Source organism: Amycolatopsis sp. M39, assembly GCF_001651785.1.
Taxonomy (GTDB): domain Bacteria; phylum Actinomycetota; class Actinomycetes; order Mycobacteriales; family Pseudonocardiaceae; genus Amycolatopsis; species Amycolatopsis rubida.
This window is the reverse complement of record NZ_LWSF01000023.1, coordinates 61594-87350: the sequence shown is the minus strand read 5'-3', so window position 1 is coordinate 87350 and position 25757 is coordinate 61594. Positions and strand designations below refer to the sequence as shown.

At 68.5% G+C, this 25757-nt stretch carries 21 protein-coding genes and 1 pseudogene; 5 read left to right on the top strand and 17 right to left on the bottom strand.

Annotated features, from left to right (window positions below; translation table 11 throughout):
- Positions 1-55 precede the first annotated feature (55 nt).
- Positions 56-901, bottom strand: a complete 846-nt coding sequence (gene ddaH, locus A4R44_RS34635) for a dimethylargininase (protein ID WP_093571911.1) — start codon at positions 899-901, stop codon at positions 56-58.
- A 74-nt stretch (positions 902-975) separates the two neighbouring features.
- Between ddaH and A4R44_RS34630 the strand changes: the two genes are divergently transcribed.
- The 4 genes from A4R44_RS34630 to A4R44_RS34615 all read left to right on the top strand — a co-directional run bounded on the left by A4R44_RS34630 (position 976) and on the right by A4R44_RS34615 (position 5512).
- On the top strand, positions 976-1419 hold the full coding sequence (locus A4R44_RS34630) for an Lrp/AsnC family transcriptional regulator (protein WP_037712217.1): 444 nt from the start codon (positions 976-978) through the stop codon (positions 1417-1419).
- A 55-nt stretch (positions 1420-1474) separates the two neighbouring features.
- A complete protein-coding gene (locus tag A4R44_RS34625) occupies positions 1475-2236 on the top strand; it encodes an enoyl-CoA hydratase (protein WP_067590215.1) in 762 nt (253 codons plus the stop codon).
- Positions 2237-2522: 286 nt separating this feature from the next.
- Positions 2523-4451, top strand: coding sequence for a 2-oxoacid:acceptor oxidoreductase subunit alpha (locus A4R44_RS34620; RefSeq protein WP_067590212.1), 1929 nt, complete (start codon positions 2523-2525; stop codon positions 4449-4451).
- On the top strand, positions 4448-5512 hold the full coding sequence (locus tag A4R44_RS34615; RefSeq protein WP_067590209.1) for a 2-oxoacid:ferredoxin oxidoreductase subunit beta: 1065 nt from the start codon (positions 4448-4450) through the stop codon (positions 5510-5512). Before A4R44_RS34620 ends, A4R44_RS34615 begins: the two co-directional genes overlap by 4 nt.
- Positions 5513-5859: 347 nt before the next feature.
- Here A4R44_RS34615 and A4R44_RS34610 read toward each other — a convergent pair whose 3' ends face one another.
- On the bottom strand, positions 5860-7326 hold the full coding sequence (locus tag A4R44_RS34610; RefSeq protein ID WP_067590207.1) for a hypothetical protein: 1467 nt from the start codon (positions 7324-7326) through the stop codon (positions 5860-5862).
- 12 nt (positions 7327-7338) lie between these two features.
- A pseudogene (locus A4R44_RS34605) lies at positions 7339-8386 on the bottom strand (polyprenyl synthetase family protein).
- 259 nt (positions 8387-8645) lie between these two features.
- Between A4R44_RS34605 and A4R44_RS34600 the strand changes: the two are divergent.
- Positions 8646-9296 (top strand): hypothetical protein, encoded by a 651-nt coding sequence (locus A4R44_RS34600; protein WP_067590204.1) that lies wholly within the window; start codon positions 8646-8648, stop codon positions 9294-9296.
- A 454-nt stretch (positions 9297-9750) separates the two neighbouring features.
- Here the strand turns inward: A4R44_RS34600 and nuoN are convergent, their stop codons facing one another.
- From nuoN to A4R44_RS34530, 14 genes are all read right to left on the bottom strand, one after another.
- Positions 9751-11322, bottom strand: coding sequence for an NADH-quinone oxidoreductase subunit NuoN (gene nuoN, locus A4R44_RS34595; RefSeq protein ID WP_202507003.1), 1572 nt, complete (start codon positions 11320-11322; stop codon positions 9751-9753).
- A gap of 12 nt (positions 11323-11334) precedes the next feature.
- Positions 11335-12927: a NuoM family protein gene (locus tag A4R44_RS34590; RefSeq protein ID WP_067590198.1), complete on the bottom strand. Its 1593-nt coding sequence runs from the start codon at positions 12925-12927 to the stop codon at positions 11335-11337.
- 1 nt (position 12928) lies between these two features.
- A complete protein-coding gene (nuoL, locus tag A4R44_RS34585) occupies positions 12929-14836 on the bottom strand; it encodes an NADH-quinone oxidoreductase subunit L (RefSeq protein WP_067590195.1) in 1908 nt (635 codons plus the stop codon).
- A gap of 12 nt (positions 14837-14848) precedes the next feature.
- The gene (gene nuoK / locus A4R44_RS34580; RefSeq protein WP_033291119.1) at positions 14849-15148 is read right to left on the bottom strand and encodes an NADH-quinone oxidoreductase subunit NuoK; all 300 of its coding nucleotides are present in this window, start codon (positions 15146-15148) and stop codon (positions 14849-14851) included.
- Positions 15145-16023, bottom strand: a complete 879-nt coding sequence (locus tag A4R44_RS34575) for an NADH-quinone oxidoreductase subunit J (protein ID WP_067590192.1) — start codon at positions 16021-16023, stop codon at positions 15145-15147. The genes nuoK and A4R44_RS34575 overlap by 4 nt, the downstream gene beginning before the upstream one ends.
- Entirely contained in the window at positions 16020-16565 is a 546-nt protein-coding gene (nuoI, locus tag A4R44_RS34570; protein WP_067590189.1) for an NADH-quinone oxidoreductase subunit NuoI, read from the bottom strand. The genes A4R44_RS34575 and nuoI overlap by 4 nt, the downstream gene beginning before the upstream one ends.
- Entirely contained in the window at positions 16552-17898 is a 1347-nt protein-coding gene (gene nuoH / locus A4R44_RS34565) for an NADH-quinone oxidoreductase subunit NuoH (RefSeq protein ID WP_067590187.1), read from the bottom strand. The genes nuoI and nuoH overlap by 14 nt, the downstream gene beginning before the upstream one ends.
- Complete coding sequence (locus tag A4R44_RS34560; protein WP_067590184.1) at positions 17895-20357, bottom strand: NADH-quinone oxidoreductase subunit G; 2463 nt, start codon at positions 20355-20357, stop codon at positions 17895-17897. The genes nuoH and A4R44_RS34560 overlap by 4 nt, the downstream gene beginning before the upstream one ends.
- A complete protein-coding gene (gene nuoF, locus A4R44_RS34555) occupies positions 20354-21634 on the bottom strand; it encodes an NADH-quinone oxidoreductase subunit NuoF (RefSeq protein ID WP_067590181.1) in 1281 nt (426 codons plus the stop codon). Before nuoF ends, A4R44_RS34560 begins: the two co-directional genes overlap by 4 nt.
- On the bottom strand, positions 21634-22497 hold the full coding sequence (gene nuoE, locus A4R44_RS34550) for an NADH-quinone oxidoreductase subunit NuoE (protein ID WP_067590178.1): 864 nt from the start codon (positions 22495-22497) through the stop codon (positions 21634-21636). Before nuoE ends, nuoF begins: the two co-directional genes overlap by 1 nt.
- The gene (locus A4R44_RS34545) at positions 22494-23825 is read right to left on the bottom strand and encodes an NADH-quinone oxidoreductase subunit D (RefSeq protein WP_095213804.1); all 1332 of its coding nucleotides are present in this window, start codon (positions 23823-23825) and stop codon (positions 22494-22496) included. The genes nuoE and A4R44_RS34545 overlap by 4 nt, the downstream gene beginning before the upstream one ends.
- A gap of 64 nt (positions 23826-23889) precedes the next feature.
- On the bottom strand, positions 23890-24651 hold the full coding sequence (locus A4R44_RS34540) for an NADH-quinone oxidoreductase subunit C (protein WP_067590172.1): 762 nt from the start codon (positions 24649-24651) through the stop codon (positions 23890-23892).
- Between the two features lie 6 nt (positions 24652-24657).
- A complete protein-coding gene (locus tag A4R44_RS34535; protein WP_009072052.1) occupies positions 24658-25206 on the bottom strand; it encodes an NADH-quinone oxidoreductase subunit B family protein in 549 nt (182 codons plus the stop codon).
- A gap of 3 nt (positions 25207-25209) precedes the next feature.
- Entirely contained in the window at positions 25210-25620 is a 411-nt protein-coding gene (locus A4R44_RS34530; RefSeq protein WP_037818926.1) for an NADH-quinone oxidoreductase subunit A, read from the bottom strand.
- Between the last annotated feature and the right edge of the window lie 137 nt (positions 25621-25757).

The following is a 25757-nucleotide window of genomic DNA, read 5'->3' as shown; positions in this document are numbered from 1 at the left end:
ACCCGCACACCAATCTCGACCTCACGGTGCGCAAGATCGATCCGTACGCGTCGGCTTACTTCCGGATCTCCAGCGTGCAGCACTTCGGCCCGCCGCCGGCCTTCCGCAGCTCCGAGATGTCCACATACACCGGCTCGTAACCCCGCTCGGCAAGCCGCGCGCCAAGGTCCGTCGCCTCGACCGGCAGCACCACATTGCGGCCGTCGGACACCCCGTTCAGCCCGAAGCACTCGGCGTCGGCCGCGGTGGCGAGGACGGCGTCCGGGAACATCCGGCGCAGCACGCGCCGCGAGCCCGGCGAGAACGCGTCCGGGTAGTAGCCGACCTGCGCGGTCGTCGTGTCGGTCGCTTCGGCCAGCACGAACAGCGCGGTGTCCAGGTGGTAGTAGCGCGGGTCGATCAGCTGCAGCGACACGACCGGGACGCCGAGCACCTCCTGCGCCTCGGCGTGCGCGGCCGGGTCGGTGCGGAAGCCGGTGCCGGCCAGCAGCACCCGGCCGGTCCAGGCGAAATCGCCCTCGGCCTCGTTGATCTTCTCCGGCATGGTCAGGTCGCGGTAGCCGTGTTCGAGGAACCAGCGGCGGAAGTGCTCCGCCTCGGCGGCGCGCTGCGGGGCGCGGAACCGCGAGCCGAGCACGCGCCCGTCCACGACGGTGCCCGAGTTGGCCGCGAACACCATGTCCGGAAGGCCGGGTTGCGGGTCGATCTCCTCGACGGTGTGGCCGAGGCGGCGATAGGTGTCGCGCAGCTCGGTCCACTGCGCGACGGCGACGTCCGCGCTGACCGGCTTCGAGGGGTCCATCCAGGGGTTGATCGCGTAGTCGACGGCGAAATAACGCGGCGGGCACATCAGGTAACGGCGGGGCGTGGGCACCCGCGGCGGCACAACCTCTCCCTGCATGCAACCAGGCTAAGGTGAACCTAATCTCGCAATCAATCGCTGTTCACTGCGCATATACGTGCTAAACATTGCGTGTGAACACCATCGACCAGCGAATCGTTTCCTGCCTGGTGGCCAACGCGCGCTCCAGCTACGCGGAGATCGGCAAGGTGGTCGGGCTGTCCGCGCCCGCGGTGAAACGACGCGTGGACCGGCTGCTGGAAACGGGCGTGCTGCGCGGCTTCACCGCGGTCGTCGACCCGGAGGCACTCGGCTGGGGGACCGAGGCGTTCGTCGAGGTGCACTGCCAGGGCAACGTCACGCCCGGCCGGATCCGCGCCCGGCTCGAACCGCTGACCGAGGTCGTCGCCGCGTACACGGTGTCCGGCGCGGCGGACGCGATCGTGCACCTGCGCGCCGCCGACATCCACCACCTCGAAACCGCCCTCGAACGGCTGCGCGGACTCGAAATTATCGACCGGACGGTGTCCACCGTCGTGCTGTCCCGGCTGCTGGAGAGGCCGCCGACGCCGTCGTGAGTGCAACCGCGGTTCTAACCGTGATCGCCACGCACGACCCTGCGATGCTGACCCCATGACCGACCGCATCCACAGCGAGCACGACCAGGGCGTCGCGCTGCTCACCGTCGACGCCCCGAAAAGCCGCAACGCACTCACCCTCGATCTCTCCGCCGAGCTGGCCGCCGCGGTCGCGCGCGCCGAAGCCGACGAGAGCGTGCACGCCGTGATCGTTACTGGTGCCCCGCCGGCGTTCTGCGCGGGCGCGGATCTCACCGCGCTCGGCAAGGCCGACGCCGAGGGACTGCGTTCGGTGTACGCGGGCTTCCTCGCTGTCGCGGGATGCACCCTGCCGACGATCGCAGCGGTCGGCGGTGCCGCTGTCGGCGCTGGTCTGAACCTCGCGCTGGCCGCCGATGTCCGTCTCGTGGGACCACACGCCAAATTCATCCCGCGGTTCCTCGAACTCGGTTTGCACCCCGGCGGCGGCATGACCTGGATGTCGCAACGCATCCTCGGTCCGCAGCAGGCGTCCGCGATGGCGTTGTTCGGCGAAACCCTTACCGCGGAATCCGCGGTAAAGGCAGGGTTCGCGCTGCGCTTTGTGGACGGCGACCACGACGCATTGGTCCAGGCCGCCCGCGACCTCGCCGCCCCGGCGGTCGCCGCTCCGCGCGAAGTAGTGCTGTCCACCAAGCGGACTATGCGGCAGACGAGCGGCCTGACCGAGCACGCCGCCGCGGTCGACGCCGAGCTTGCTCCGCAGCTGGAATCGCTGGCCGCACCGGCATTCGCTGAGCGATTGGCGGCGATGAAAGCGCGCATCAGCGGCCGCTGAGCACGGCCGCGCACAAATTCCCACATTCCGGGAACCCTCAACCTGGAGCAAACTGCTGGTCAGTGCCCCGCGAGCGGCAAGAGACGTGCGTCACTCCGGACGACGGGCCGATTCCCCCTACCATCGAGGGGACCCCGGCGGGCATTCGGTCTGCGCACCCCACACTTGACCGCTCTCCGACCGCGGCCAGAGGTGTGGCGAGTAACCTCGGAAGCAGGCCTCGGCGGGCTCCCCGGGGAGCCGACCCTGGCCCGCAGCACGCCGGGAGAGAGGGATTCCCTGACCCATGAGCACCAGTGCGAACGGCAGCGCGGCCGGGAACGGGCAAGGCGCGCTGACCGCGTCCCGCTCCACCGAGGTGAACAAGCTGGACCGGGTGGTCATCCGGTTTGCCGGCGACTCGGGCGACGGGATGCAGCTGACCGGTGACCGGTTCACCTCGGAGGCCGCGGCGTTCGGGAACGACCTGTCGACCATGCCCAACTTCCCGGCCGAGATCCGGGCGCCACAGGGCACCATCCCCGGCGTCTCGTCCTTCCAGGTGCATTTCGCCGACTACGACATCCTCACGCCGGGCGACCGGCCGGACGTGCTGGTCGCGATGAACCCCGCCGCGCTCAAGGCGAACGTGCGCGACGTCCCGCACGGCGGGACGATCATTCTCAACACCGACGAGTTCTCCAAGCGGAACCTGGTGAAGGTCGGCTACGAGACCGACCCGCTCGACGACGATTCGCTGACGCCGTTCCAGGTGCACCGGGTCGCCATGTCGACCCTGACCCAGGGCGCGCTCGCCGACACCGGCCTCGGCAAGAAGGACGCCGAACGCTGCAAGAACATGTTCGCGCTCGGCCTGCTGTCGTGGATGTACCACCGGCCGACCGAGGGCACCGAGCGGTTCCTGCGCGAGAAGTTCGCGAAGAAGCCGGACATCGCCGAGGCGAACATCCTTGCCTTCCGGGCGGGCTGGAACTACGGCGAGACCACGGAATCGTTCGCGACCACCTTCGAGGTCGCGCCCGCCAAGCTGGACAAGGGCACCTACCGGCAGATCACCGGGAACACCGCGCTGGCGTACGGGATCGTGGCCGCCGGACAGCAGTCCGGCCTGCAGATCCTGCTCGGCACGTACCCGATCACCCCGGCCTCGGACGTGCTGCACGAGCTGTCCAAGCACAAGAACTACGGCATCATCACCTTCCAGGCCGAGGACGAGATCGCCGGCATCGGGGCCGCGCTCGGCGCCTCCTACGGCGGGGCGCTGGGCATCACGTCCACGTCCGGGCCGGGCGTCGCGCTCAAGTCGGAGACCATCGGCCTCGGCGTGATGACCGAACTGCCGCTGGTGATCATCGACGTGCAGCGCGGCGGGCCGTCCACCGGCCTTCCGACCAAGACCGAGCAGGCCGACCTGCTGCAGGCGATGTTCGGCCGCAACGGCGAATCGCCGGTGCCGATCATCGCGCCGCTCTCGCCCGCCGACTGTTTCGACGCGGCGATCGAGGCCACCCGGATCGCGCTGAGGTACCGCACGCCGGTGCTGCTGCTGTCCGACGGCGCGATCGCCAACGGTTCCGAACCGTGGCTGGTCCCGAATGTCGCGGACTTGCCGGATCTGCGCGTGGAATTCGCGTCGGAACCCAACTCCGACAACGGATCCGGCGAGTTCTGGCCGTATGTGCGCGACCCGGAGACGCTCGCGCGGGCGTGGGCCATCCCCGGCACTCCCGGGCTGCAGCACCGCATCGGCGGGCTGGAGAAGGCCGACGGCACCGGGCACATCTCCTACGACCCGGACAACCACGACAAGATGGTGCGGCTGCGCCAGGCGAAGATCGACGGCATCGACGTGCCGGACCTGGAGGTCGACGACCCGTCCGGCGAGGCACGCGTGCTGGCGCTGGGCTGGGGTTCGTCCTACGGCCCGATCGGCGCGGCCTGCCGCCGGGTGCGCAAGCTCGGAATGCCGATCGCGCAGGCGCATCTGCGGCATCTCAACCCGTTGCCGCACAACCTCGGCGAGGTGCTCGCCCGCTACGACCGGGTCGTGGTCCCGGAGATGAACCTGGGCCAGCTCGCGCTGCTGCTGCGGGCGAAGTTCCTGGTGGACGTGCACTCCTACACGAAGGTCGCCGGCCTGCCGTTCAAGGCCGAGGAACTGCAGAACGTGTTCGCCGACATCATCGCCAACCTCGTTCCGGAGGGCGTCAAGTGACCGCCATCGATCTCGGGCTGCCGCAGTTGGGCGGCATCGACCTGGTGCCGACCACCGACGAACCGCAGAAGGCCAAGGACTACAAGTCCGACCAGGAAGTGCGCTGGTGTCCCGGCTGCGGCGACTACGTGGTGCTCAACGCCGTGCAGTCGTTCCTGCCGACACTCGGGCTCAAGCGCGAGAACATCGTCTTCATCTCGGGCATCGGCTGCTCGTCGCGGTTCCCGTACTACCTCAACACCTACGGCATGCACTCGATCCACGGCCGCGCGCCGTCGATCGCCACCGGTCTCGCCACCACGCGCCCGGACCTGTCGGTGTGGGTCGTCACCGGAGACGGCGACGCGCTGTCCATCGGCGGCAACCACCTGATCCATGCGTTGCGGCGCAACGTGAACATCAAGATCCTGCTGTTCAACAACCGGGTCTACGGGCTGACCAAGGGCCAGTACTCGCCGACGTCCGGCCAGGGCATGGTCACCAAGTCGACGCCGATGGGTTCGCTGGACACGCCGTTCAACCCGCTGTCGCTGGCGATTGGCGCGGAGGCGTCGTTCGTGGGCCGCGCGATGGACTCCGACCGCAAGGGCCTCACCGAAGTCCTTGAAGCGGCGGCGAAACACCGCGGTTCGGCGCTGGTGGAGATCTACCAGAACTGCCCGATCTTCAACGACGGCGCGTTCGATGTGTTGAAGGACAAGGACGAAGCCGCCTCCCGGTTAATCCCGCTCCGCGCGGGCGAGCCGATCCGCTTCGGCCCGGAGGGCGAGTTCGGCGTCCGCCGCGGCGACTGGGGCGGCCTGGACGTCGGCAAGGTCGCCGAGATCGGCGAGGAAAACCTCGTGGTGCACGATCCGTCGATCGCGGACACGTCCTACGCCTTCGCGCTTTCCCGCCTCGGCGACCAGAACCTGAGCCACGTCCCGACGGGCATCCTGCGCCAGGTCGAACGCCCCACCTACGACGACGCCGCGCGGGCCCAGGTCGAGCAGGCGCGCGAGGCACGAAAGCCGGACCTGCAAGGATTGTTGCGAGGCAAGGACACCTGGACTGTCGCTTAGTCCACATAAGACAGCGGCCGCCATTTCCCGAACCGGGGGTGGCGGCCGCTGTCTTATGTGGACACTGCTGCCAGCAGCCCGCGAACAGTCACCTTGGCGGTGCGGCGCACTACGCCGGTGAAGTCGGCGCGCATCACGGCGGCGGCTGCTACGGGCCTCGCTGGGGATTGACCAGCCCCGCCAAAGCTGCCGCGCCCAGGCCGGGACAAAGCAGTGGCGGCCCGGCTGTGGGCCGAGGCCGAACGGCTCACCGGCATCTCGGTCAAGGACCTTGGGACGGCCAGCTGATTCCAGCTACGACAAAGGCCGCCGTCCCAGCGGGGCAGCGGCCTCGGTCTCAAGTGGACTCAGTGCAGCGGACGGAACCCGACTCGCTCGGCATCGGCGGCACTGCGGAACCAGACCTCAGCCACCATCTTCGGGAACTGCGGCGAATCCTCCCCGCAATACCGCAACGCCGTCACGCTCGCCTTCACCGTGAAACCCTCCGCCGGACGACCGCCGCCCGGCCGCGGCATCGCCGAACCCGGGCCGAACGGTCCCGGCGGCACCACGTCATCCGCGGTCTGCCGCGCAGGCGGTGGCTCCGGAGCGGCCATCGCGGCCTGGTTCGGCTGCACGGACGGCTCGAACAGCGAACCGCTGTGCCCACCGGCGAGGTCCGGTTCGCGGCGCTCCACCGGACGCATCGACGGCTGGATCGGCCGCGGCGGGTCGAAACCGCCACGCGGGGATTCACGGCGCTGTCGCTTCGGCAAGCCCTGGCCGCCTTCCGCGGTGTCCTCTGTGGACTCAGCGGCGGACTCGACGCCCGGGATCAGGTGGTCGGTCGACGAATCCTCTTCGAGGTGGCCGACGGCCGGTTCGGCGGGTTCCTCGAACGGCGACCGCTGCGCCGTGTCCGGCTGGTTGAACCAGTCCGGTTCGGGTTCGGTCGCACGACCCGGGCCCGGACGGAACAGCGAGACCGGCTCGGACTCCGAAGCGGTGCTGTCCACCGGAGCCGGGTCGAGTCGTCGCTCCAAAGAGGACGGACCGTCGGCCGGTTCGGCGAGCTGCCGGCTCGGCTCCTGTTCGGCGAGACTCTCCGGCTCGGCGTGGTCCGCGGCGGGAACGTCGGCCGGTTCGGGAATCCGGTGATAGCCGCTGTCCTGCTCGTCCACCGGTTCCGGAATCCGGTGATAGCCGCTGTCGTGCTCGTCCGCCGGTTCGGGAATCCGGTGATAGCCGCTGTCCTGCTCGTCCGCCGGTTCCGCGACGCGGTGGTAGCCGCTGTCGTGGTCCTCGGCCGGTTCCGCGATGCGGTGCGAACCGGTGTCGACCGGCTGCAGGTACTCGGTGGCCGCGGCGCGGTAGGCAGAACCAGAGTCCTCCGGAACGCTCTCAGCCGGTGCACTGTCGAAAAGCCCGTTCGCCGCTTGGTGTTCGCGAGCCTCGGCCTGCGCGAACGCCTCATCGACGTCGTCCTCAGGAGATTCCGTGGTGTCCACTGCGGAGGCAGCCGCCGGTTCCGGAGCCGTGCGGTACTCGGCGTCGTACTCGGCTTCTGGCTCGAAAGCGCTCGTCGCCTGGATGACTTCCGTCGGAGCGTGCTCGCGGCGGTCTCTGGTCCAGTCCTCCGCGGGCGGCAGCACCGCGGTGCGCGCGGGCGTACTGGCCGCGGCGCGTGCCGTGTCGGCGTGCGCGCTCGCCAGTTCCGTTTCCAGTTCGCGTACCCGCTTGCGCGCCGGACGTGCCAGCACCAGCCAAGCGATGACCGCACCGACGATGAAGGCCAGCAGGCTCCAGAGCCACACCTGCCCGAAAATGGACATTTCTCGCCCCTTTTAGAACGTTCGCGCGACCAGGTAGTCGGCGACCGACTCGCAAGCGTCGCGCGCAGGGGAAGCGGGCAGCGAGGCGAGCTCGGCACGTGCTCGGGAAGCGTAGTCGGAAAGAGTTTCGCGCGCGCGTTCGAGGCCGCTGGAACGGCGCAGCAGGTCGAGCGCCTCGGCGACCAGGTCGTCGTCGGTGATCGGCCCGGCGAGCAGCTCGACGAGCCGCGGGTCAGTGCCCGGATCGGCCAGCGCGTACAGCATCGGCAGCGTGCGAACGCCTTCCCGCAGGTCAGTGCCCTGGGCCTTGCCCAGTTCGACCGAGGGCGACGCGATGTCGATGATGTCGTCGGAGATCTGGAAGGCCGCGCCGATGATGTCGCCAAAGCGGCGCAGCGCCTGGATGTGCTCCTCCGCCGCATCGGACATCATGCCGCCGAAGCGCCCGGACGTCGCGATCAGCGAACCGGTCTTCTGCGCGATGACGGTGAGGTAGTGCTCGACCGGATCGTCGCCGGGGCCAGGACCGACGGTCTCCCGCATTTGCCCGCTGACCAGCTCGCCGAACGTCTCGGCGATGATCCGCGCGGCGTCCGTGCCGAGGTCGGCGACGAGCCGGGAAGCGTGCGCGAAGAGGTAGTCGCCGGTGAGGATCGCGACGGTGTTGTCCCAGCGCGAGTTGACGCTCTCCGCGCCGCGCCGCATGGTCGCCTCGTCCATGACGTCGTCGTGGTACAGCGTCGCCAAGTGCACCAGCTCGACCGCGGCGGCCGCGATCAGCACCTGCTCGCCCTGCTTCGGCCCGAACTGCGCCGACAGCAGCGTGAACAGCGGACGAAAACGTTTGCCCCCCGCTTCGACCAGGTGCAACGCCGCGTCGTGCACAGCGGGCACGTCACTCTTCACGACGTCCCGCAGCATCGTCTCGACCTCCGCCAGCCCGCNCCAGCCCGCCCGCGATGGCGCGCAGCAAGGGCTCGTCCTGGATCTGCAGCCCGACGGTCGCGCGCAGGTCCTCGACAGCGCCATCCCGGGCCGGCCCCGGAGGTGGTGAAGACACAGACACGTCGGCTCCGCTCTCTCGTGGCGCTCGTCGCCAGTCGGTTACCCCCTTCAGGGTAGTGGTTGCCCCGCAACCTGCCTTTACCCGCTGTCCTGCGGAAACGGTGACGAACGCGACACTGCCGCCCCCATGCCCGCCAGCCCACGAACGGGTTGATCCGCGATCCCGGACGGGTGATCGCCGCCCGAGGACGCAACAGGCGATTCGGACCTGCGGATAGTCCTGGGGAGGCAGCATCAGCAGCGAGGAGACGACCATGATCATCAAGCGCACCGCACTGGCCGGCGCAGCCCTGGCCACCGCCGGTTTGCTCGCCGCTGCCGGGACCGCCGCCGCGGACACCCCGGCCGGAGTCGCCGACATCGGCAACGCGAACTTCACGAAGGCCGGAGCCACGATCTCCATCCCGACGCAAGCTCCGTGCGCGGTAGAAGGCCCGACGAGCGCCTCCGCGACCGCGGCATCCCAACCCGGCGTCCGCTTCGGCGGCGGCACGTCGTCCTGCACGACAGAGGTCACCGACCCGGCGAACGACGTCACCACCACGACGTCGACTGCCACCGGCAACAACTTCGAGCTGTCAGCCCTGGTTAGCTCCGGCGGCAAACGCATCCGCATCTCGTCGTACACGGTGACCTGCAAGGCGACCCAGAGCGGCACCAACGCCAACTGGACCCTGAGCGGCCTCAGCGGAATCAGCGGCCTGCCTTCACCGATCCCCGCGAACTACACCAAGCCGCTGACGAAATCGGACGGAACGCTGCTGGCGAATGCGGTCTTCAACAGCCAAACGCTCCCCGGCGACGGCAGCATGACCCTGACGATGCTGCGCATCGACTTCGCCCCCGCGTCGGGCGCTTCGGGTTCGGTCACTGTCGGCCACACCGCCTGCGCCCCAACGCCCTGAAGTACGTGAGGGTTCCCCTCACGACCCGCCACCGTCCGGGAAGGGCCCCTTCACAGCCTTAGATTCCCTCAAGGGCCCTTCCATCTCCCCCGCGGGCCGTCGGCAGGTGGCGAAACCCCTGCGGGCGCAATTGGCGAGGTACGCGCGAAGTCGTTCCTGGCCGATGGCCGCAGTCCGCCCACAGCCCGCGGCCCGGCCGGTGCTACGCATCGCCGCACACAACAGACCTCACAGGGGCGCTAACCCCGACCGCAGCCAATGCACCCATCCCACCCAGTCAGCCACACTCCCCCGTACCCCGATACGAAGCCAAAAACGCGGACGGCGGGTGCTTGTCAAGGCATCTTTCCCGCCTTGACAAGCACCCGCCGTCCGTCGTCACACTCAACTTCGGGGTGCCCCACGCACCCACCGAGGCGCAATGTCGCCGCCAGGCGACGAGCCGCCGCCCCGATCAGGAAGCGAACCCTCCAGCCCCAGCCCAATCCAACGCAAAGGCAGGCAGAACCCCGAGCACCAAAGTCACCACAACACCCAACGTAATAGCCGCAGTGGTAAACCCGCCCGGCACAGTCACGGTAGGACCATCAGCAGCAGGCTCCGAGAAATACATCAACACGATGACCCGCAGATAGAAGAACGCAGCCACCGCACTGAACACCAGCGCGACAACCACCAACGGCGCCATCCCATCCGACAACGCCGCCGAGAACACCACGAACTTCCCGACAAACCCGCTGGTCAACGGAATCCCCGCCAACGCAAGCAAGAGGAATGTAAACACCCCGGCCAGCAACGGCGACCGCTTAGCCAGGCCAGCCCAAGCGGACAGATGCGTAGCCTCCCCGCTGGAGTCGCGAACCAGGGAAACCACGCCAAATGCAGCCAGCGTAGTGAACCCATAAGCCAGCAGATAGAACAGCGTGCTGGACAACCCATCCTCGGTCATCGCAATCGCACCCACGAGCAAGAACCCGGCGTGCGCCACAGACGAGTAAGCAATCATCCGCTTAACATCCGTCTGCGTCAGCCCGAGAATCGCTCCGAGCGCCATCGAAATAATGGCCACGGCCCACATAACCCCGCGCCATTCCCAGCTGGTCGAGGAAAACCCGACGCTGAGCACCCGCAGAATCGCCCCGAACGCGGCGACCTTCGTGCAGGCAGCCATAAACCCGGTAACCGGAGTAGGCGCGCCCTGGTAGACGTCCGGCGTCCAAGTGTGGAACGGCCCCACCGACCCCTTGAACAGCAGACCCACCACGAGCAAGCCGAGACCAGCGAACAGCAACGTGTCCGACCGGTCCGATCCGGCAGCGGCATGCGCGATGTCAGCCAGCTTCACCGAGTCCGCGTACCCGTACAGCAACGCCAGCCCGTAGAGGAAGAACGCCGAAGAGAACGCCCCCAACAGGAAGTACTTCACCGCGGCTTCCTGCGAAATCAGCCGACGCCGCCGAGCCAGCCCGCACATCAGATACAACGGCAGCGAAAGCACTTCCAACGCGATGAACATCGTCAAAAGATCATTCGCCGCGCAGAACGTCATCATCCCGCCGAGCGCGAACAGCGTCAGCGGAAACACCTCGGTCTGCGACGTCGTAGCCGCACCGGCCTGCGCGCGGTCCTGGACCGTGCCCGGCCGGATCGCCGCCTGGGCCACGAACGCGCCGCCCGCCTCGACCTTCCGGTCCGCGATCAAGAACACCGCGCCGAGGCCGAGCAACAGCAATGTGCCCCACAGGAACAGCGACGGCCGGTCCACCGAAATCGAGCCGGAGAAGGTCGTCGTACCGGCCTTCGACGAAGAAGAACCAGTCGCGTACAGGATCAGCGAAACCCCTGCGGCGAGGATCGCGACGAGGGAGATCGTGACCTGGATCCCCCACCGCGTCGCCTTCGGCGCGAACGCTTCCACCAGCACGCCGATGCACGCGACGCCGAAGACGATCAACATCGGCAGCACGGCCGCGTAGTCGACCGAAGGCACTTCCAGCGGTGCTGCCGGCGCTTGCGCCAGGAACATGTCGAGCACGGTTTACTTGCCTCCCTGCACGGCAGACAGCGTCGCCTGCACCGACGGGGTGATCGTGTCGAGCATCGGCTTGGGATAGAAACCCAGTCCGATGATCAGGATGACCATGGGCGCGAGGATCGCGATCTCGCGTTTGCCCAGGTCCGTAATGGCCTTGCGAGCGCCGAGTTCCGGCGCGATCGCGGTGCCCGGTCCCCCTCCACCGCCCTCAACGGAGGCGCGAAGCGCCACTGGTTCACGAAGGCCCACCAGGGCATCACCGCGAACCGGGCCTTGCATGATCCGCTGGTACAGCCACAGCACGTAAGCCGCGGCGAGCACCATGCCCACGGTCGCGATGATCGTGTACACCGGCTGGTCCACAAAGGACCCCAGCAGCACGAGGAACTCGCTGACGAACGAGTTGGTTCCCGGCAGCGACAGTGCGGAAAGCCCGGCCAGCAACAGCATTCCGCCGAGCAGCGGGGTCACCTTCGCCATGCCGCCGTAGTCCGAGATCCGGCTCGACCCGCCGCGCATCACGATCAGGCCGATCACCACGATCAGCATCCCGGTCGAGAGGCTGTGGTTCAGCATGTACGACACCGAGCCGACCATCGCCTGCTCGTTGAAGGTGAAGATGCCCAGCGCGATGAACCCGAAGTGGGCGATCGACACGTAGGCGATGAACCGCTTCATGTCCCGCTGCCCCGCAGCGAGGATCGAGCCGTACAGCACGCCGATCACCGACAGGATCAGCACCAGCGGAGCAAGCGCCTTGCTGCCCTCCGGGAACATCGGCAGGCAGTACCGCAGGAAGCCGAAGGTGCCGACCTTGTCCAGCACGCCGACCAGCAGCACCGCGACCCCGATCGGAGCCTGGCCCGCGGCGTCCGGCAGCCAGGTGTGGAACGGGACCAGCGGAGCCTTGATCGCGAACGCGAGGAAGAAGCCGAGGAACAGCCAGATCTGCGTGCCGGTCGGCGCGTCGCGCACCACCGTCACCAGCGTGGCCCAGTCGAACGTGCCCTTGCCGCCGAGCTTGTCCGAGGCCAGCGAGTACGCCCCGATCGCCGAGGCCAGCATGATCAGGCCGCCGAGGAACGAGTACAGGAAGAACTTCACCGCCGCGTACTGCCGCCTTCGCCCGCCGTAGCCGCCGATCAGGAAGTACATCGGGATCAGCATGATCTCGAACAGCACGTAGAAGAGGAACACGTCGGTCGCCGCGAAGACGCCGATCGTGATCGCCTCCTGCAGCAGGATCAGCGACAGGAACCCGCCCGCGCTGCGGCCCGCGGGCAGTTTGTCGGTGAGCCCGAGCGCGCCGACGACGATCGGCACCAGGAGTGCGATCACCGCGATCATGATGAGCGAGATGCCGTCGGTGCCGAACGAGAGGTGGATGCCGAAGTTCGGGATCCAGTCCATCGTGGTGGCCTGCTGGATGCGCTCGCCCGAGGGCGAGTAGCTCGCCCAGAACGGGATGATCAGCAGGAACTCCACAATGGACACGGCGAGCGCGGTGGCGACCGCGGCCCGGTCGTTCCCCTTGAGGAACGCCAGCACCAGCGAGCCGGCCAGCGGCAGCAGGATGAGCGCCAGAAGCCAAGTCATGTCAGGAGAACCTCACCAGCAGAAGGGCCGCGAGAAGCAGGAACGTGCCGCCGAGCATGGACAGTGCGTAGGACCGCACGAATCCGGTCTGCATCCGGCGCAACCGCCCGGACCCGCCGCCGAGTGCTGCGGCCAGGCCGTTCACCGCGCCGTCGACGCCGCGGTTGTCCACGTACACCAGCGCCCGCGCCAGCCAGGTGCCCGGACGGGCGACCAGGGTTTCGTTGAGCGCGTTGCCGTACAGGTCCTTGCGCGCCGCGCGGACCGGCCAGGCCACCCGCTCTGGGCGTTCGACCGGAACGTCGCGCGAAGGCCGGAACAGCCAGACCGCCAGCAGCACGCCGAGCGCGGCCAGCACCAGCGTCGCCGCCGGGACCGTCCACGACGGAATCGGGGTGTGCTCGGCCTCCGCGTGCTCGCCGACCACCGGGGCCAGCCAGTTCACGAACCGGTTGCCCAGCGCGAAGAACGCACCGGCACCGACCGAGCCGACCGCCAGGATCGCCATCGGGATCCACATGATCGGCTTGGACTCGTGCGGGTGGAAGTCGCGCCCGTCGGTGCTCTTGATGTCCTTCCAGCGCGCCTTGCCGAAGAAGGTCATCATCATCAACCGCGTCATGTAGAACGCGGTGAGCCCGGCGCCGAGCACCGTCGCGAGGCCGAAAGCCCAGCCGCGCCAGCCTTCCTGGCCGAACGCCGCCTCGATGATCGCGTCCTTGGTGTAGTACCCGGTGAGGAACGGGAAGCCGATGATCGCCAGGTAGCCGAGGCCGAAGGTGACGAAGGTGATCGGCATCTTCTTGGCCAGCCCGCCGAACTTGCGCATGTCGACCTCGTCGTTCATGCCGTGCATGACCGAACCGGCCCCGAGGAACAGCCCGGCCTTGAAGAAGCCGTGCGCCACCAGGTGCATGATGCCGAGCGCGTAGATGCCCGGCCCGAGGCCGACCGCCAGCATCATGTAGCCGATCTGGCTGACCGTCGAGTACGCGAGCACCTTCTTGATGTCGTCGTAGGCACAGCCGACGATGCACCCGAGCAGCAGCGTGACCGCGCCGACGAGCGTGACGACCAGCCGTCCGTCCGGCGTCGCGGTGAAGATGACGTTGGAGCGGGCCACCAGGTACACGCCCGCGGTGACCATCGTCGCCGCGTGGATGAGCGCCGACACCGGGGTCGGGCCTTCCATCGCGTCCGGAAGCCACGCCTGCAGCGGGAACTGACCGGACTTACCGCAGGCGCCCAGCAGCAGCAGGATCGCGATGGCGGTGATCGCGCCCGGCGGGATCTTGCCCTGCGCGACGCCCTCGAAGACCTGCGCGTAGCCGGTCGACCCGACGTACTTGAACATCAGGAAGATCGCCAGTGCGAGCCCGACGTCGCCGACGCGGTTCATCAGGAACGCCTTCTTCGCCGCGGTCGCCGCGGACGGGCGGTTCTGATACCAGCCGATCAGCAGGTACGAGGCGAGACCCACGCCCTCCCAGCCGAGGTACAGCGTCACGAAGCTGTTGCCCAGCACCAGGATCAGCATCGAAGCGACGAACAGGTTCAGGTACGCGAAGAAGCGGTACCGGCCCTCGTCGTCTTCCATGTAGCCGATCGAATAGAAGTGGATCAGCATGCCGACGCCGGTGATCAGCAGCACGAACGTCAGCGACAGCGCGTCGATGCGCAGCCCGAAGTCCACTTGCAGCTGGGTCACGGGGATCCAGGAGTAGACCTTGGTGTCGGTGACCGAGTGGCTGTCGGTGGAGAAGAACAGGATCACGGCGTACACGAAGGCGAGCGTGACGGTGGCACTGCCGAGCAGGTGCCCCCACGCTTTCGCGCGTTTTCCGGATAGCAGCAGAACCAGGGCGCCGAGGGCGGGAAGGGCCACCAGCAGCCACGATGATGCGGTCACTCGGTCGTCTCCCTAGTACTTCAGCAGGTTCGTGTCGTCGACCGAAGCCGAGCGGCGAGTCCGGAAGATGGCCATGATGATCGCCAGCCCCACCACGACTTCGGCGGCCGCGACCACCATCACGAAGAACGCCATCACCTGCCCGTGCAGCCCGCCGTTGATGCGGGCGAAGGTGACCAGGGTCAGGTTCACCGCGTTCAGCATCAGCTCGATGCACATGAACACGACGATCGCGTTGCGGCGGACCAGCACGCCCACCGCGCCGATGCAGAACAGCAGCGCGGACAGCAGCAGGTAGTAGCTCGGGGTCACTTTCCTTCCCCTTCTTCTTCCTCGGCGGGCTCGGCCTTTTCCGTGCCGCCGACCAGTGCGTGCGCGTCGGGCTTGGGGCCCTCGCCGGAGATGAGCTTGCGCTCGCGCATGAGCCGGATCGCCGAGGTGGATTCGATGATCTCCGACAGCGACTCCGGCGCGACCGAACCGTCCGGCAGCAGCGCCGGGGTCGACACCGAGCTGGCGGTGGCGAACACGCCGGGGCCGGGCAGCGGCGACGGGCGGTCGTGCTCGCCGCGGAAGCGCAGCTTGACCAGTTCGCGCTGGGAGAGCTTGGTCTTGCCGCTGCGGCCGGTGAAGGCCAGCACCATCGCGCCGAGCGCGGCGGTGATCAGCAGCGCCGAGGTCAGCTCGAACGGGAACAGGTACTGGGTGAAGATCAGCCTGCCGAGACCGCCGGGGCCGCCGCCGGTCTGCTGGTACGGGTCGAGCGGCTGGGCCGGGGTCACGTTCACCATCGCGCGGAACACGCCCGCGGCGATCAGCGCGGCGAGCCCGATGCCGAGCACCCCCGCGGCGAGCCGCTGCCCGCGCAGCACCTCGACCACCGAGTCCGAGCTGTCCCGGCCGACCAGCATCAGCACGAACAGGAACAGCATCATGATCGCGCCGGTGTAGACGATGATCTGGGTGAACCCGAGGAACGGCGCGGACTGCGTCATGTACAGCGCGCCGAGCGTCAGCATCGTGAGCACCAGCCACAGCGCCGAGTGCACGGCGTTGCGGGAGAAGATCATCCCGAGCGCGCCCAGCAGCGAGAGCGGGCCGAGGATCCAGAACGCGATGGCCTCGCCGGTCGTCACGGACGCTTCGACGCCGGACGCCGGGGCCTGCGCGAGAAGGGCGGCGATCACTTCTTCGCCTCCTGCTGCTGCGCGTTCGCGGCCAGCTCAGGACCGTTCACGTAGTAGTCCTGCTCGTTGTCGCCGAGCCGCATCGGGTGCGGCGGCTGCTCCATGCCCGGCAGCAGCGGGGCGAGCAGGTCTTCCTTGGTGTAGATGAGCCGCTGCCGGTCGTCGTCGGCCATCTCGTAGAAGTTGGTCATGGTGAGCGACCGGGTCGGGCACGCCTCGATGCACAGGCCGCAGCCGATGCAGCGCAGGTAGTTGATCTGGTAGTCCGCGCCGTAGCGCTCGCCGGGCGAGTACCGCGCCTCTTCGGTGTTGTCGCCGCCCTCGACGAAGATCGCGTCCGCCGGGCACGCCCACGCGCACAGCTCGCAGCCGACGCACTTCTCCAGCCCGTCCGGATGCCGGTTGAGCTGGTGGCGGCCGTGGTAGCGCGGTGCGGCCGGAGCGCCCGCCTCGGGGTACTCCTCGGTCGCGACCTTCTTGAACATCATCCCGAAGGTGACGCCGAATCCCTTGATGGGATTGAGGAAGTCAGTTGCCGCCATCTTCCGTTCCTTCCTGTGCGGCCGCCGCGGTGACGCCGGCCGGCTTGCGCCGCGCGGCCTTCGCCTCCGCCTTGGCCAGCGCCTTCTGCCGCGGCGTCGCGTCCGGGACCCGCAGGTCGAGCGGCGGCAGCGGAGAGCCGCTTCCGGCCAGGTCCACGTAGTCCGATTCGGGCAGCTTCTTGTCCGGCAGCGCGAGGCTCAGCAGCACGAGCACCACCAGCACGACGCCGACGCCGATGAGGATCTGCGGCCAGCTCCACTGGACCGTCTTGATCGCGACCACGACCACGATCCACACCAGGTTGACCGGGACCAGGACCTTCCAGCCCAGCCGCATGAACTGGTCATAGCGCAGCCGCGGCAGCGTGCCGCGCAGCCAGATGAAGCCGAACAGCAGGATGAACGTCTTGGCGAAGAACCAGAGGATCGGCCACCAGTTCTGGTTCAGCGCGGAATCGTCGCCGACGAACGGGAACCGCCAGCCGCCGAGGAACAGCGTGGTGCAGAACGCGGATACGATCACCATGTTGACGTACTCGGCGAGGAAGAACATCGCGAACTTCATCGAGCTGTACTCGGTGTGGAACCCGCCGACCAGCTCGGATTCGGCCTCCGGGAGGTCGAACGGCGCGCGGTTCGTCTCGCCGACCATCGAGATCACATAGATCACGAAGCTCGGGATGAGCATGTAGAAGTACCAGCCGTGCGCCTGCGCCTGCACGATCTCCGACGTCTGCAGCGAACCGGAGTACAGGATCACCGCGACGATCGACAGGCCCATCGCGATCTCGTAGGAGATCACCTGTGCCGCCGAGCGCATGCCGCCGAAGAGCGGGTACGGCGAACCGGAAGCCCAGCCCGCCAGCACGATGCCGTACACACCGACCGACGAGCAGGCGAGGATCACCAGTACGCCGACCGGGAGGTCCATCAGCTGCAGCACTGTGCGGTGCCCGAAGATCGACACGACCGGACCGAACGGGATGGCCGACAGCGCGATCAGCGCGGGGACCGCGGACAGCACCGGCGCGAGGAAGTACACCTTGCGGTCGGCGGTGTCCGGGATGATCTGCTCCTTGAACGGGAGCTTGATCGCGTCGGCGAGCGACTGCAGGTAGCCGCCGGGGCCGACCCGGTTGGGGCCGGGCCGGTTCTGCATCCGGCCGATCGCCTTGCGCTCCCACACGATCAGGAAGATCGTCAGGACCGGCCCGATCAGCAGGACCACGACCGCCTTGATCAGGACGAGCCACCAGGGGTCCTCGGCGATCAGCCGGGCCCGTTCGGCGGCGTCCGGATATTCGGCGAGGAACTGCGTGAGCTGCGGGCTCACTGGTCACCTCCGGAGATCTGCACGAGCGCGCCGTGTCCGGCGGCGAGTGCGGCGCGGACGGCCGAGCCGTCGGAGTTGCCGGGCAGCCACACGACGCCGTCCGGCAGGTCGGCGACCTCGACCGGCAGGGTGATCGACCCGCGCTCGTTCGACACCCGGACCGTCCCGCCGAGTCCTTCGGCGGTCTTCGCCGAAAGCCGCGCGACCGGCGGCCGCTGGGTGCCCTTGAGGTGCGGTTCGTCGTCCTGCAGCGAGCCGTTGTCGATCAGCTGCCGCCAGGTGGCGAGCACTGCCTTGCCGTTCGGGACCGGGGCCGCGGCGGCGGCCACCGACGGCGCGGCGGCCGTGGGGGCGACCGGCGCGAGCTTCGCGAAGTCGCCCGCGGCGGCGGCCGGGGTCTGGGTGAACAGGTCGGCGTCCATTTCGACGGCCAGGGTGTCGAGCACCCGGCCGTCGGAAAGGGAGCCGGTGCCCTCCAACGTCGCGGCGAAGTCGCGGCGGCGGCCCTCCCAGTTGAGGTAGCTGCCGGACTTCTCGACCGCCGGGGCGATCGGCAGGACCACGTCGGCCCGTTCGGTGACCTCGCTGGCGCGCAGTTCCAGGCTGACCACGAACCCGGCGTTGTCCAGCGCGCGGCGGGCCAGGTCCGGGTCGGGCAGGTCGTTCGGGTCCACGCCGCCGACCACCAGCGCGTCCAGCTGTCCGCCGGAAGCGGCCTGGAGGATGCCGGTGACGTCGCGGCCCGGTTCGGCCGGAAGCTCGGCGCCCCACTGCTTGCCGACCTCGGCGCGGGCCGCCTCGTCGGCGGTCGAGCGGCCGCCGGGAAGAAGCGTGGGCACACAACCGGTTTCGAGCGCACCCCGGTCGCCCGCGCGGCGCGGGATCCATGCCAGCCGGGCTCCGGTGCGAGCGGTCAGCCGCAGCAGCGCGGAGAACAGGCCGGGGACTTCCGCGGCCCGCTCGCCGACCAGGATCACCGCGCCCTCGCCGCTGAGTGCCGCGTCGACGTCGGCCGCGTGCTGCGCGATGCCGTCCACCGCGGCCGCTTCGCCGCCGGGAACGCAGGCCAGCAGTTCGCCGAAGGTCTTGCGCACCGAGGAGGTCGTCCACTGTCCCAAGTGGACGACGCGAGTGCGGTTCTTGCGGGCCGCCTTGCGCAGCCGCAGGAACACGATCGGCGCTTCGTCCTCGGGCTCGAACGCCACGCACAGCACCGTTTTGGCCCGCTCGATCTCGCCGAACGTCACACCGGTTTCCGGCGTGCTGCCCACGACCGTCGAACCGAGGAACGCCAGTTCCTCGTCCGAGTGCGCGCGGGTGCGGAAGTCGATGTCGTTGGTGCGCAGGGCGATCCGGGCGAACTTCGAGTACGCGTAGGCGTCCTCGACAGTCAACCGGCCGCCGGTGAGCACCGCGGCGCCCTTGCCCTCGCGGGCCTTCAGCAGCCCGGCCGAGGCAGTCCGGAGCGCGTCGGTCCAGGACGCTTCTTCCAGTTCGCCGTTCTCGTTGCGGACGAGCGGCCGGCGGATCCGGTCACCGGCCTGCACGTAGCGGAACGCGAACCGGCCCTTGTCGCACAGCCACTCCTCGTTCACCTCCGGGTCGTCGCCGGCCAGCTTGCGCTGGACCTTGCCGCGCCGGAAGTCGGTGCGCTCGGCGCAACCGGACGAGCAGTGCTCGCACACGCTCGGCGAAGACACGAGGTCGAACGGCCGCGACCGGAACCGGTACGCCGCGCTGGTGAGCGCGCCGACCGGGCAGATCTGGATCACGTTGCCGGAGAAGTAGCTCTGGAACGGTTCGCCACCGGTGGTGCGCGAGGCGAGGTCCAGCACGTCGGCGGTTTCCGCGGTGCCGATCTGCTGGTGCGCGCCGCGTTCGAGCAGCGCGATGAACGGGTCGCCGGCGACCTGGTCGGAGAACCGGGTGCAGCGCTGGCACAGCACGCAGCGTTCCCGGTCGAGCAGCACCTGCGACGAGATCGGCAGCGGCTTCGGGAACGTGCGCTTGGTGTCCACGAACCGCGATTCCGCGCGGCCGTGCGCGAGCGCCTGGTTCTGCAGCGGGCATTCGCCGCCCTTGTCGCAGATCGGGCAGTCCAGCGGATGGTTGATCAGCAGCAGCTCCATCACGCCCTGCTGCGCCTTGTCCGCGACCGGCGAGGTGAGCTGCGTCTTGACCACCATGCCGTCGGCAACGGTCATCGTGCACGAGGCCTGCGGCTTCGGCATCGGACGGCCGCCCATTTCGACCTCGACCAGGCACTGGCGGCAGGCGCCTGCCGGGTCGAGCAGCGGATGGTCGCAGAACCGCGGGATGCTCGTGCCGAGCCGCTCGGCGGTGCGGATCAGCAGCTCGCCCTTGGGCGCGATGACCTCTTCGCCGTCGATGGTCAGCTTGACGTGCCCTTCGGGGACCGGAGTCTCCGTGGTTTCGGGCTTGTCGGGGGCGATCGTCATGCCTGCGCTCCCACCAATTCGCGCTTGTTGCTCTCACACAGAGCCAGGAACTCGTCCCGGAAGTACTTGATGCCGCTCTGGATCGGCGACACCGCGCCGTCGCCGAGCGCGCAGAACGAGCGGCCGAAGATGTTGTCGCACACGTCGAGGAGGGTGTCGATGTCCTCCTCGGTGCCGTGGCCGGAGACCATCCGCTCCAGGATCTGCGCCAGCCAGTACGTGCCCTCGCGGCACGGCGTGCACTTGCCGCAGGACTCGTGCTCGTAGAACTGCGTCCACTTCATGACCGCCCACGGCACGGACACGGTCTCGTTGAAGACCTGCACCGCGGTGGTGCCGAGCATCGAACCGGCCTCGGCCGCGCCCTCGAAGTCGAGCGGGACGTCGAGGTGCTCGGCGGTGAACATCGGCGTCGACGAACCGCCCGGCGTCCAGAACTTGAGCGGGATGCCGTCCTTCATGCCGCCGGCCAGCTCCAGCAGCTCGCGCAGCGTGGTGCCGAGCGGGCATTCGTACTGGCCGGGCTTCTCGACGTGACCGGAGATCGAGTAGATCTTCGGGCCGGGCGACTTCTCGCGGCCCATCTCGCGGAACCACGCCGAACCGGCGTTGATGATGTACGACGCGGACGCGATGGTCTCGACGTTGTTCACCGTCGTCGGCGCGGCATACAGGCCGGCGGCCGCGGGGAACGGCGGCTTGAGCCGGGGCTGCCCGCGACGGCCTTCGAGCGAGTCCAGCAGCGCGGTCTCCTCGCCGCAGATGTACGCGCCGGCCCCGGCGTGCACAGTCAGCTCAAGGTCCCAGCCGGTGCCGAAGATGTTCTTGCCGAGGTAGCCCTTCGCGTACGCCTCGCGCGCGGCCGCGTTGAGCCGGCGGATGCAGTGCAGCGCCTCGCCCCGGACGTAGATGAAGCAGTGGTGCGACCGCATCGCGTACGAGGCGATGATGCAACCCTCGATCAGCGAATGCGGGTCCGCCATCATCAGCGGAATGTCCTTGCAGGTACCCGGTTCGCCCTCGTCGGCGTTGATCACCAGGTAGTGCGGCTTGTCCTCGTTCGGCGGCATGAACGACCACTTCACGCCCGCCGGGAACCCGGCGCCGCCGCGGCCGCGCAGGCCGGAGTCCTTGACCACCTGTACGAGCTGCTCGGGCGTGGCGGCCAGCGCCTTGCGAGCGGCGGTGTAGCCCTCAAGCGCCTCGTAGGTTTCGATGCGCCAGGATTCCGGGGACAGCCAGCGCTTCGTGAGGACCGGAGTGATGGGATCGGCCATTACTTCTTCTCCACTTCTGGAAGCGGAACGTCCTGCGCGCCCGGTGCGGTCCAGCCGCGGTCGGCGGCGAGCTGCGCGCCGCGCAAAGTCTCGACCGCTTGCGACGGACCGTCCACGGCACTGCGGTAAGCCGCCTCGTCCTCAGGCCAGAACCCGGCGAGCTGCCGCTCCGCGCCCTTGAAGTCGGTCAGCGCCGCACCGCGCGTCGGAGCGGGCTTCTTGCCTGCCTGCAACGCGTCCACGAGTGCGACCGCCTGCTCCGGCGTCTGGTTGTCGAAGTACTCGTAGTTCACCTGGATGACCGGACCGAGGTCGCAGGCCGCGAGACATTCCGCGTGCTCCAGGGTGACCGAGCCGGCCTCGCCCGGCGTGCCCGCGGTTTCCTCGTGCCCCAGCGGCTTTTCCTCGGAACCGAGATGCGTCTGGAGCTTCTGGTAGATGTCGTCGCCACCCAGCGCCGCGCACAGCGTGTTGGTGCAGACGCTCACCAGATGCTCGCCGCACGGACGGCGCTTGTACATGGTGTAGAACGTCGCGACCGCGCTGACCTCGGTGTCGGTCAGGTCGAGATGCCGCGCGCAGAAGGCGATGCCTTCCTGGCTCACGTAGCCCTGCACCGACTGCACCAGGTGCAGCATCGGCAGCAGCGCCGAACGCGACATCGGGTACCGGGCGATGATTTCCTTCGCCTCGCGGTGCGTGTCGGCGTCGAACACGTCCACCGCCGGTGTGTCGGCGAGAAGGTCCTCGGCCAGCGACGGGTCGGGCGCGATCGCGGCGACATCGGTGTCGGCTCCCGCGGCCGCGTACGTCTTCGTCGCGTCGCGCGGCCCCGGCTCCGGGACTGCGGTCGGGTTCGTCATCGGTCAACTCCCCCCAGAACCGGGTCGATCGAGGCGATCACGACGACCAGGTCGGCGACCAGGCCGCCTTCGGCCATCGCGGGCATCGCCTGCATGTTCACGAAACTCGGCTCCCGCAGGTGCACCCGCAGCGGACGGGTGCCGCCGTCGGACACCAGGTGCGCGCCGAGTTCGCCGCGCGGCGATTCGACCGGCGCGTAGACCTGGCCCGGCGGCACGTGGAAGCCCTCGGTGACGAGCTTGAAGTGGTGGATCAGGGATTCCATCGACTGGCCCATGATCTTCTTGACGTGGCCGAGCGAGTTGCCCATGCCGTCGCTGCCGATGGACAGCTGCGCGGGCCAGGCGATCTTCTTGTCCTCCACCATGACCGGGCCCGGCTCGGCCATCTTCGCGACCTGCTTCATGATCCGCAGGCTCTGGTGGATTTCCTCCAGCCGCAGCAGGTACCGCGCCCAGCTGTCCGCGTCGGTCGAGGTCGGCACGTCGAACTCGAGTTCGTCGTAGCGCGAGTAGGGCTCGGTCTTGCGCAGGTCCCACGGCAGGCCCGCGGCGCGCAGCACCGGGCCGGTGATGCCGAGTTCGAGGCACGCGTCCAGCGGCAGCACGCCGACGTCCTTAAGCCGGTTCCGCCAGATCGGCTGACCGGTGAACATCTTGTCGTACAGCGGAAGCCGCTTGTCCATGAGCTTGCAGAAGTCGAGGACCTTTTCCGTCCAGTCCCCGGGGAAGTCCTGGGCGAGCCCGCCGGGCCGGATGAACGCGTGGTTCATCCGCAGGCCGGTCAGGTACTCCAGCAGGTGCATGGCTTCTTCGCGCTCGCGGAAGCCCAGCGTCATCGCGGTGGTGGCGCCGAGGTCCATGCCGCCGGTCGCGATGAACACCAGGTGCGAGGTGATCCGGTTCAGTTCGAGAAGAAGCACGCGCAGCAGTTCCGCACGCGGCGGGGCCTTGATGCCCAGCAGTTTCTCGACGCCGAGGCAGTAGCACATCTCGTTCGACAGCGGGGCGAGGTAGTCCGCGCGGGTCACGAAGGTGACGCCCTGGGTCCAGTTGCGGAACTCCGCGCTCTTCTCGATGCCGGTGTGCAGGTAACCGACGACCGCGCGCAGCTGCGTGACCGTTTCGCCTTCCATCTCCAGCACGAGCCGGAGCACGCCGTGCGTGGACGGGTGCTGCGGGCCCATGTTGATGACCATGCGGTCGTCGTGCTGGGCGTCGCCGAGAACTTCGTCCCAGTCCCCGCCGGAGACGTGGTAGACGGGGCCTTCGGTGGTGTCCCGGACTTCCGCGTACTCGGCTTCCGTCGTTTCTTCGTTGATGGTCACGAGTGCGACCTCCGCTGGTGTCGACAGGGTCGGGATTTCCGCGCCCGACGTGGCAGATCACGGCTCATGAGTAGGACCTTCGCTGGTCCGGCGGCGGGATTTCCGCGCCCTTGTATTCGACCGGGATCCCGCCGAGCGGGTAGTCCTTGCGCTGGGGGTGGCCGTCCCAGTCGTCCGGCATGAAGATGCGGGTCAGCCCGGGGTGGCCGTCGAAGATGATGCCGAACATGTCGTAGGCCTCGCGCTCGTGCCAGTCCGCGGTCGGGTAGACCGGGACCAGCGACGGGACGTGCAGGTCGTCCATGTCCATGGTGACTTCGAGCCGGATCCGGCGGCGGTAGGTCATCGACAGGAAGTCATAGACCGTGTGCATTCGCTGCGGGACGTCCACGCCGTAGTCGACGCCGGTGACCGCCACCAGCATTTCGAAGCGCAGGCCTGGGTCGTTGCGCAGCACTGTGGCGATGGCGGCGAGGTGCTCGCGGCTGACGTAGAAGGTGATCTCGCCGCGGTCCACGGTGGTCTGGAGGACCGCCGACGCCGGGATCTTGTTGTCCGCCAAGGCGGCCATGAACTCGTCGGCGAACTCGTCGAACCAGCCGCCGTACGGGCGCTCCGCGGGCGGCGGGCTGTAGGCGGGCAGCCGCAGGCCGCCGTAACCGGAGGTGTCCCCGCTGCCGCGGACACCGAACATGCCCTTGCGCTCGCGGCCGGCGACGACCGGTTCGGCCGCGCCGGGGCCGTGCGCTTCGAGTCCTGCTTCGGGCCGCTCCGCGCTGGACTGCGGGCCGCCGGTCTCGGGAGTCTCTTCGGGGTTCTCAGGCACCGGTGCTCACTTCTTCGCGTACTTGATCGAGGACGGGATCAGCTCGGTACGGGCCCCGCTGGCCGCGCGGATCGCGGCGCGGCGGGCGTTGATCGGCTCGTCCTGGATCTTGGCGTGCAGCTTGAGGATCGCGTCGAGCAGCATTTCCGGCCGCGGCGGGCAGCCCGGCAGGTACATGTCGACCGGGACGATGTGGTCGACGCCCTGCACCACGGCGTAGTTGTTGAACATGCCGCCGGACGAGGCGCAGACGCCCATCGAGAGGACCCACTTGGGCTCGGCCATCTGGTCGTAGATCTGGCGCAGGACCGGGGCCATCTTCTGGGTCACCCGGCCGGCCACGATCATCAGGTCGGCCTGCCGCGGCGTCGCGGAGAACCGCTCCATGCCGAAGCGTGCGATGTCGTAGCGCGAACCGCCGACCGACATCATCTCGAACGCGCAGCAGGCGAGCCCGAAGGTGGCGGGCCACAGCGAGTTCTTGCGTGCCCAGTTGACCAGCCCCTCAAGGCTGGCCAGCAGGATGCCGTTGGGGAGTTTTTCTTCGAGGCCCATGGGTCAGTTCCAATCCAGGCCGCCGCGCCGCCACACGTAGGCGTACGCGAACCCGACCGTCACGATGAACAGCACGATCTCCACCAGGCCGAAGACACCGAGAGCGTTGGCGTTCACCGCGAACGGGTAGAGGAACACCATCTCGATGTCGAACAGGATGAAGAGCATGGCCGTGATGTAGTAGGCCACCGGCATCCGGCCGCCGCCGACCAGCGGCTGCGGCGACGGTTCGATACCGCACTCGTAGGCAGCGGTCTTCGCGCGGTTGTACCGCTTCGGCCCGACGAGCGGACCCAGCAGCACGGAGAACACGGCGAACCCCGCCGCGAGCACGAAGAGCAGAACGAGCGGCAGATACACGTTGAGTCCGGGCGCCGCCGGTCCGGGATCGGCCTGCGCCAGCACGGGCACCATCAGCACGGGGTCTTCGCCATCCTTTCCGCGCCGCTGCGGGTTGTTCTCGGGTGGTGGTCCGAGTTCTCGGTTGCGCACCCTAAGGGAGCTGGGTCACACCGCCGAGGGTCAGGGCGCCCTTACGGCCCGTGGCCGGA

What these genes read in the sequence shown, in the direction of transcription:
- A4R44_RS34530 (WP_037818926.1), bottom strand. Translation starts at nt 25,620, where the DNA reads ATGGTGCCCGTGCTGGCGCAGGCCGATCCCGGACCGGCGGCGCCCGGA.
- nuoN (WP_202507003.1), bottom strand. Translation starts at nt 11,322, where the DNA reads ATGTTCCTGGCGCAAGCGCCGGCAGCACCGCTGGAAGTGCCTTCGGTC.
- A4R44_RS34600 (WP_067590204.1), top strand. Translation starts at nt 8,646, where the DNA reads ATGATCATCAAGCGCACCGCACTGGCCGGCGCAGCCCTGGCCACCGCC.
- A4R44_RS34625 (WP_067590215.1), top strand. Translation starts at nt 1,475, where the DNA reads ATGACCGACCGCATCCACAGCGAGCACGACCAGGGCGTCGCGCTGCTC.
- nuoE (WP_067590178.1), bottom strand. Translation starts at nt 22,497, where the DNA reads ATGACGAACCCGACCGCAGTCCCGGAGCCGGGGCCGCGCGACGCGACG.
- A4R44_RS34560 (WP_067590184.1), bottom strand. Translation starts at nt 20,357, where the DNA reads ATGACGATCGCCCCCGACAAGCCCGAAACCACGGAGACTCCGGTCCCC.
- ddaH (WP_093571911.1), bottom strand. Translation starts at nt 901, where the DNA reads ATGCAGGGAGAGGTTGTGCCGCCGCGGGTGCCCACGCCCCGCCGTTAC.
- nuoI (WP_067590189.1), bottom strand. Translation starts at nt 16,565, where the DNA reads ATGGCGGCAACTGACTTCCTCAATCCCATCAAGGGATTCGGCGTCACC.
- nuoF (WP_067590181.1), bottom strand. Translation starts at nt 21,634, where the DNA reads ATGGCCGATCCCATCACTCCGGTCCTCACGAAGCGCTGGCTGTCCCCG.
- A4R44_RS34590 (WP_067590198.1), bottom strand. Translation starts at nt 12,927, where the DNA reads ATGACTTGGCTTCTGGCGCTCATCCTGCTGCCGCTGGCCGGCTCGCTG.
- A4R44_RS34535 (WP_009072052.1), bottom strand. Translation starts at nt 25,206, where the DNA reads ATGGGCCTCGAAGAAAAACTCCCCAACGGCATCCTGCTGGCCAGCCTT.
- A4R44_RS34610 (WP_067590207.1), bottom strand. Translation starts at nt 7,326, where the DNA reads ATGTCCATTTTCGGGCAGGTGTGGCTCTGGAGCCTGCTGGCCTTCATC.
- A4R44_RS34620 (WP_067590212.1), top strand. Translation starts at nt 2,523, where the DNA reads ATGAGCACCAGTGCGAACGGCAGCGCGGCCGGGAACGGGCAAGGCGCG.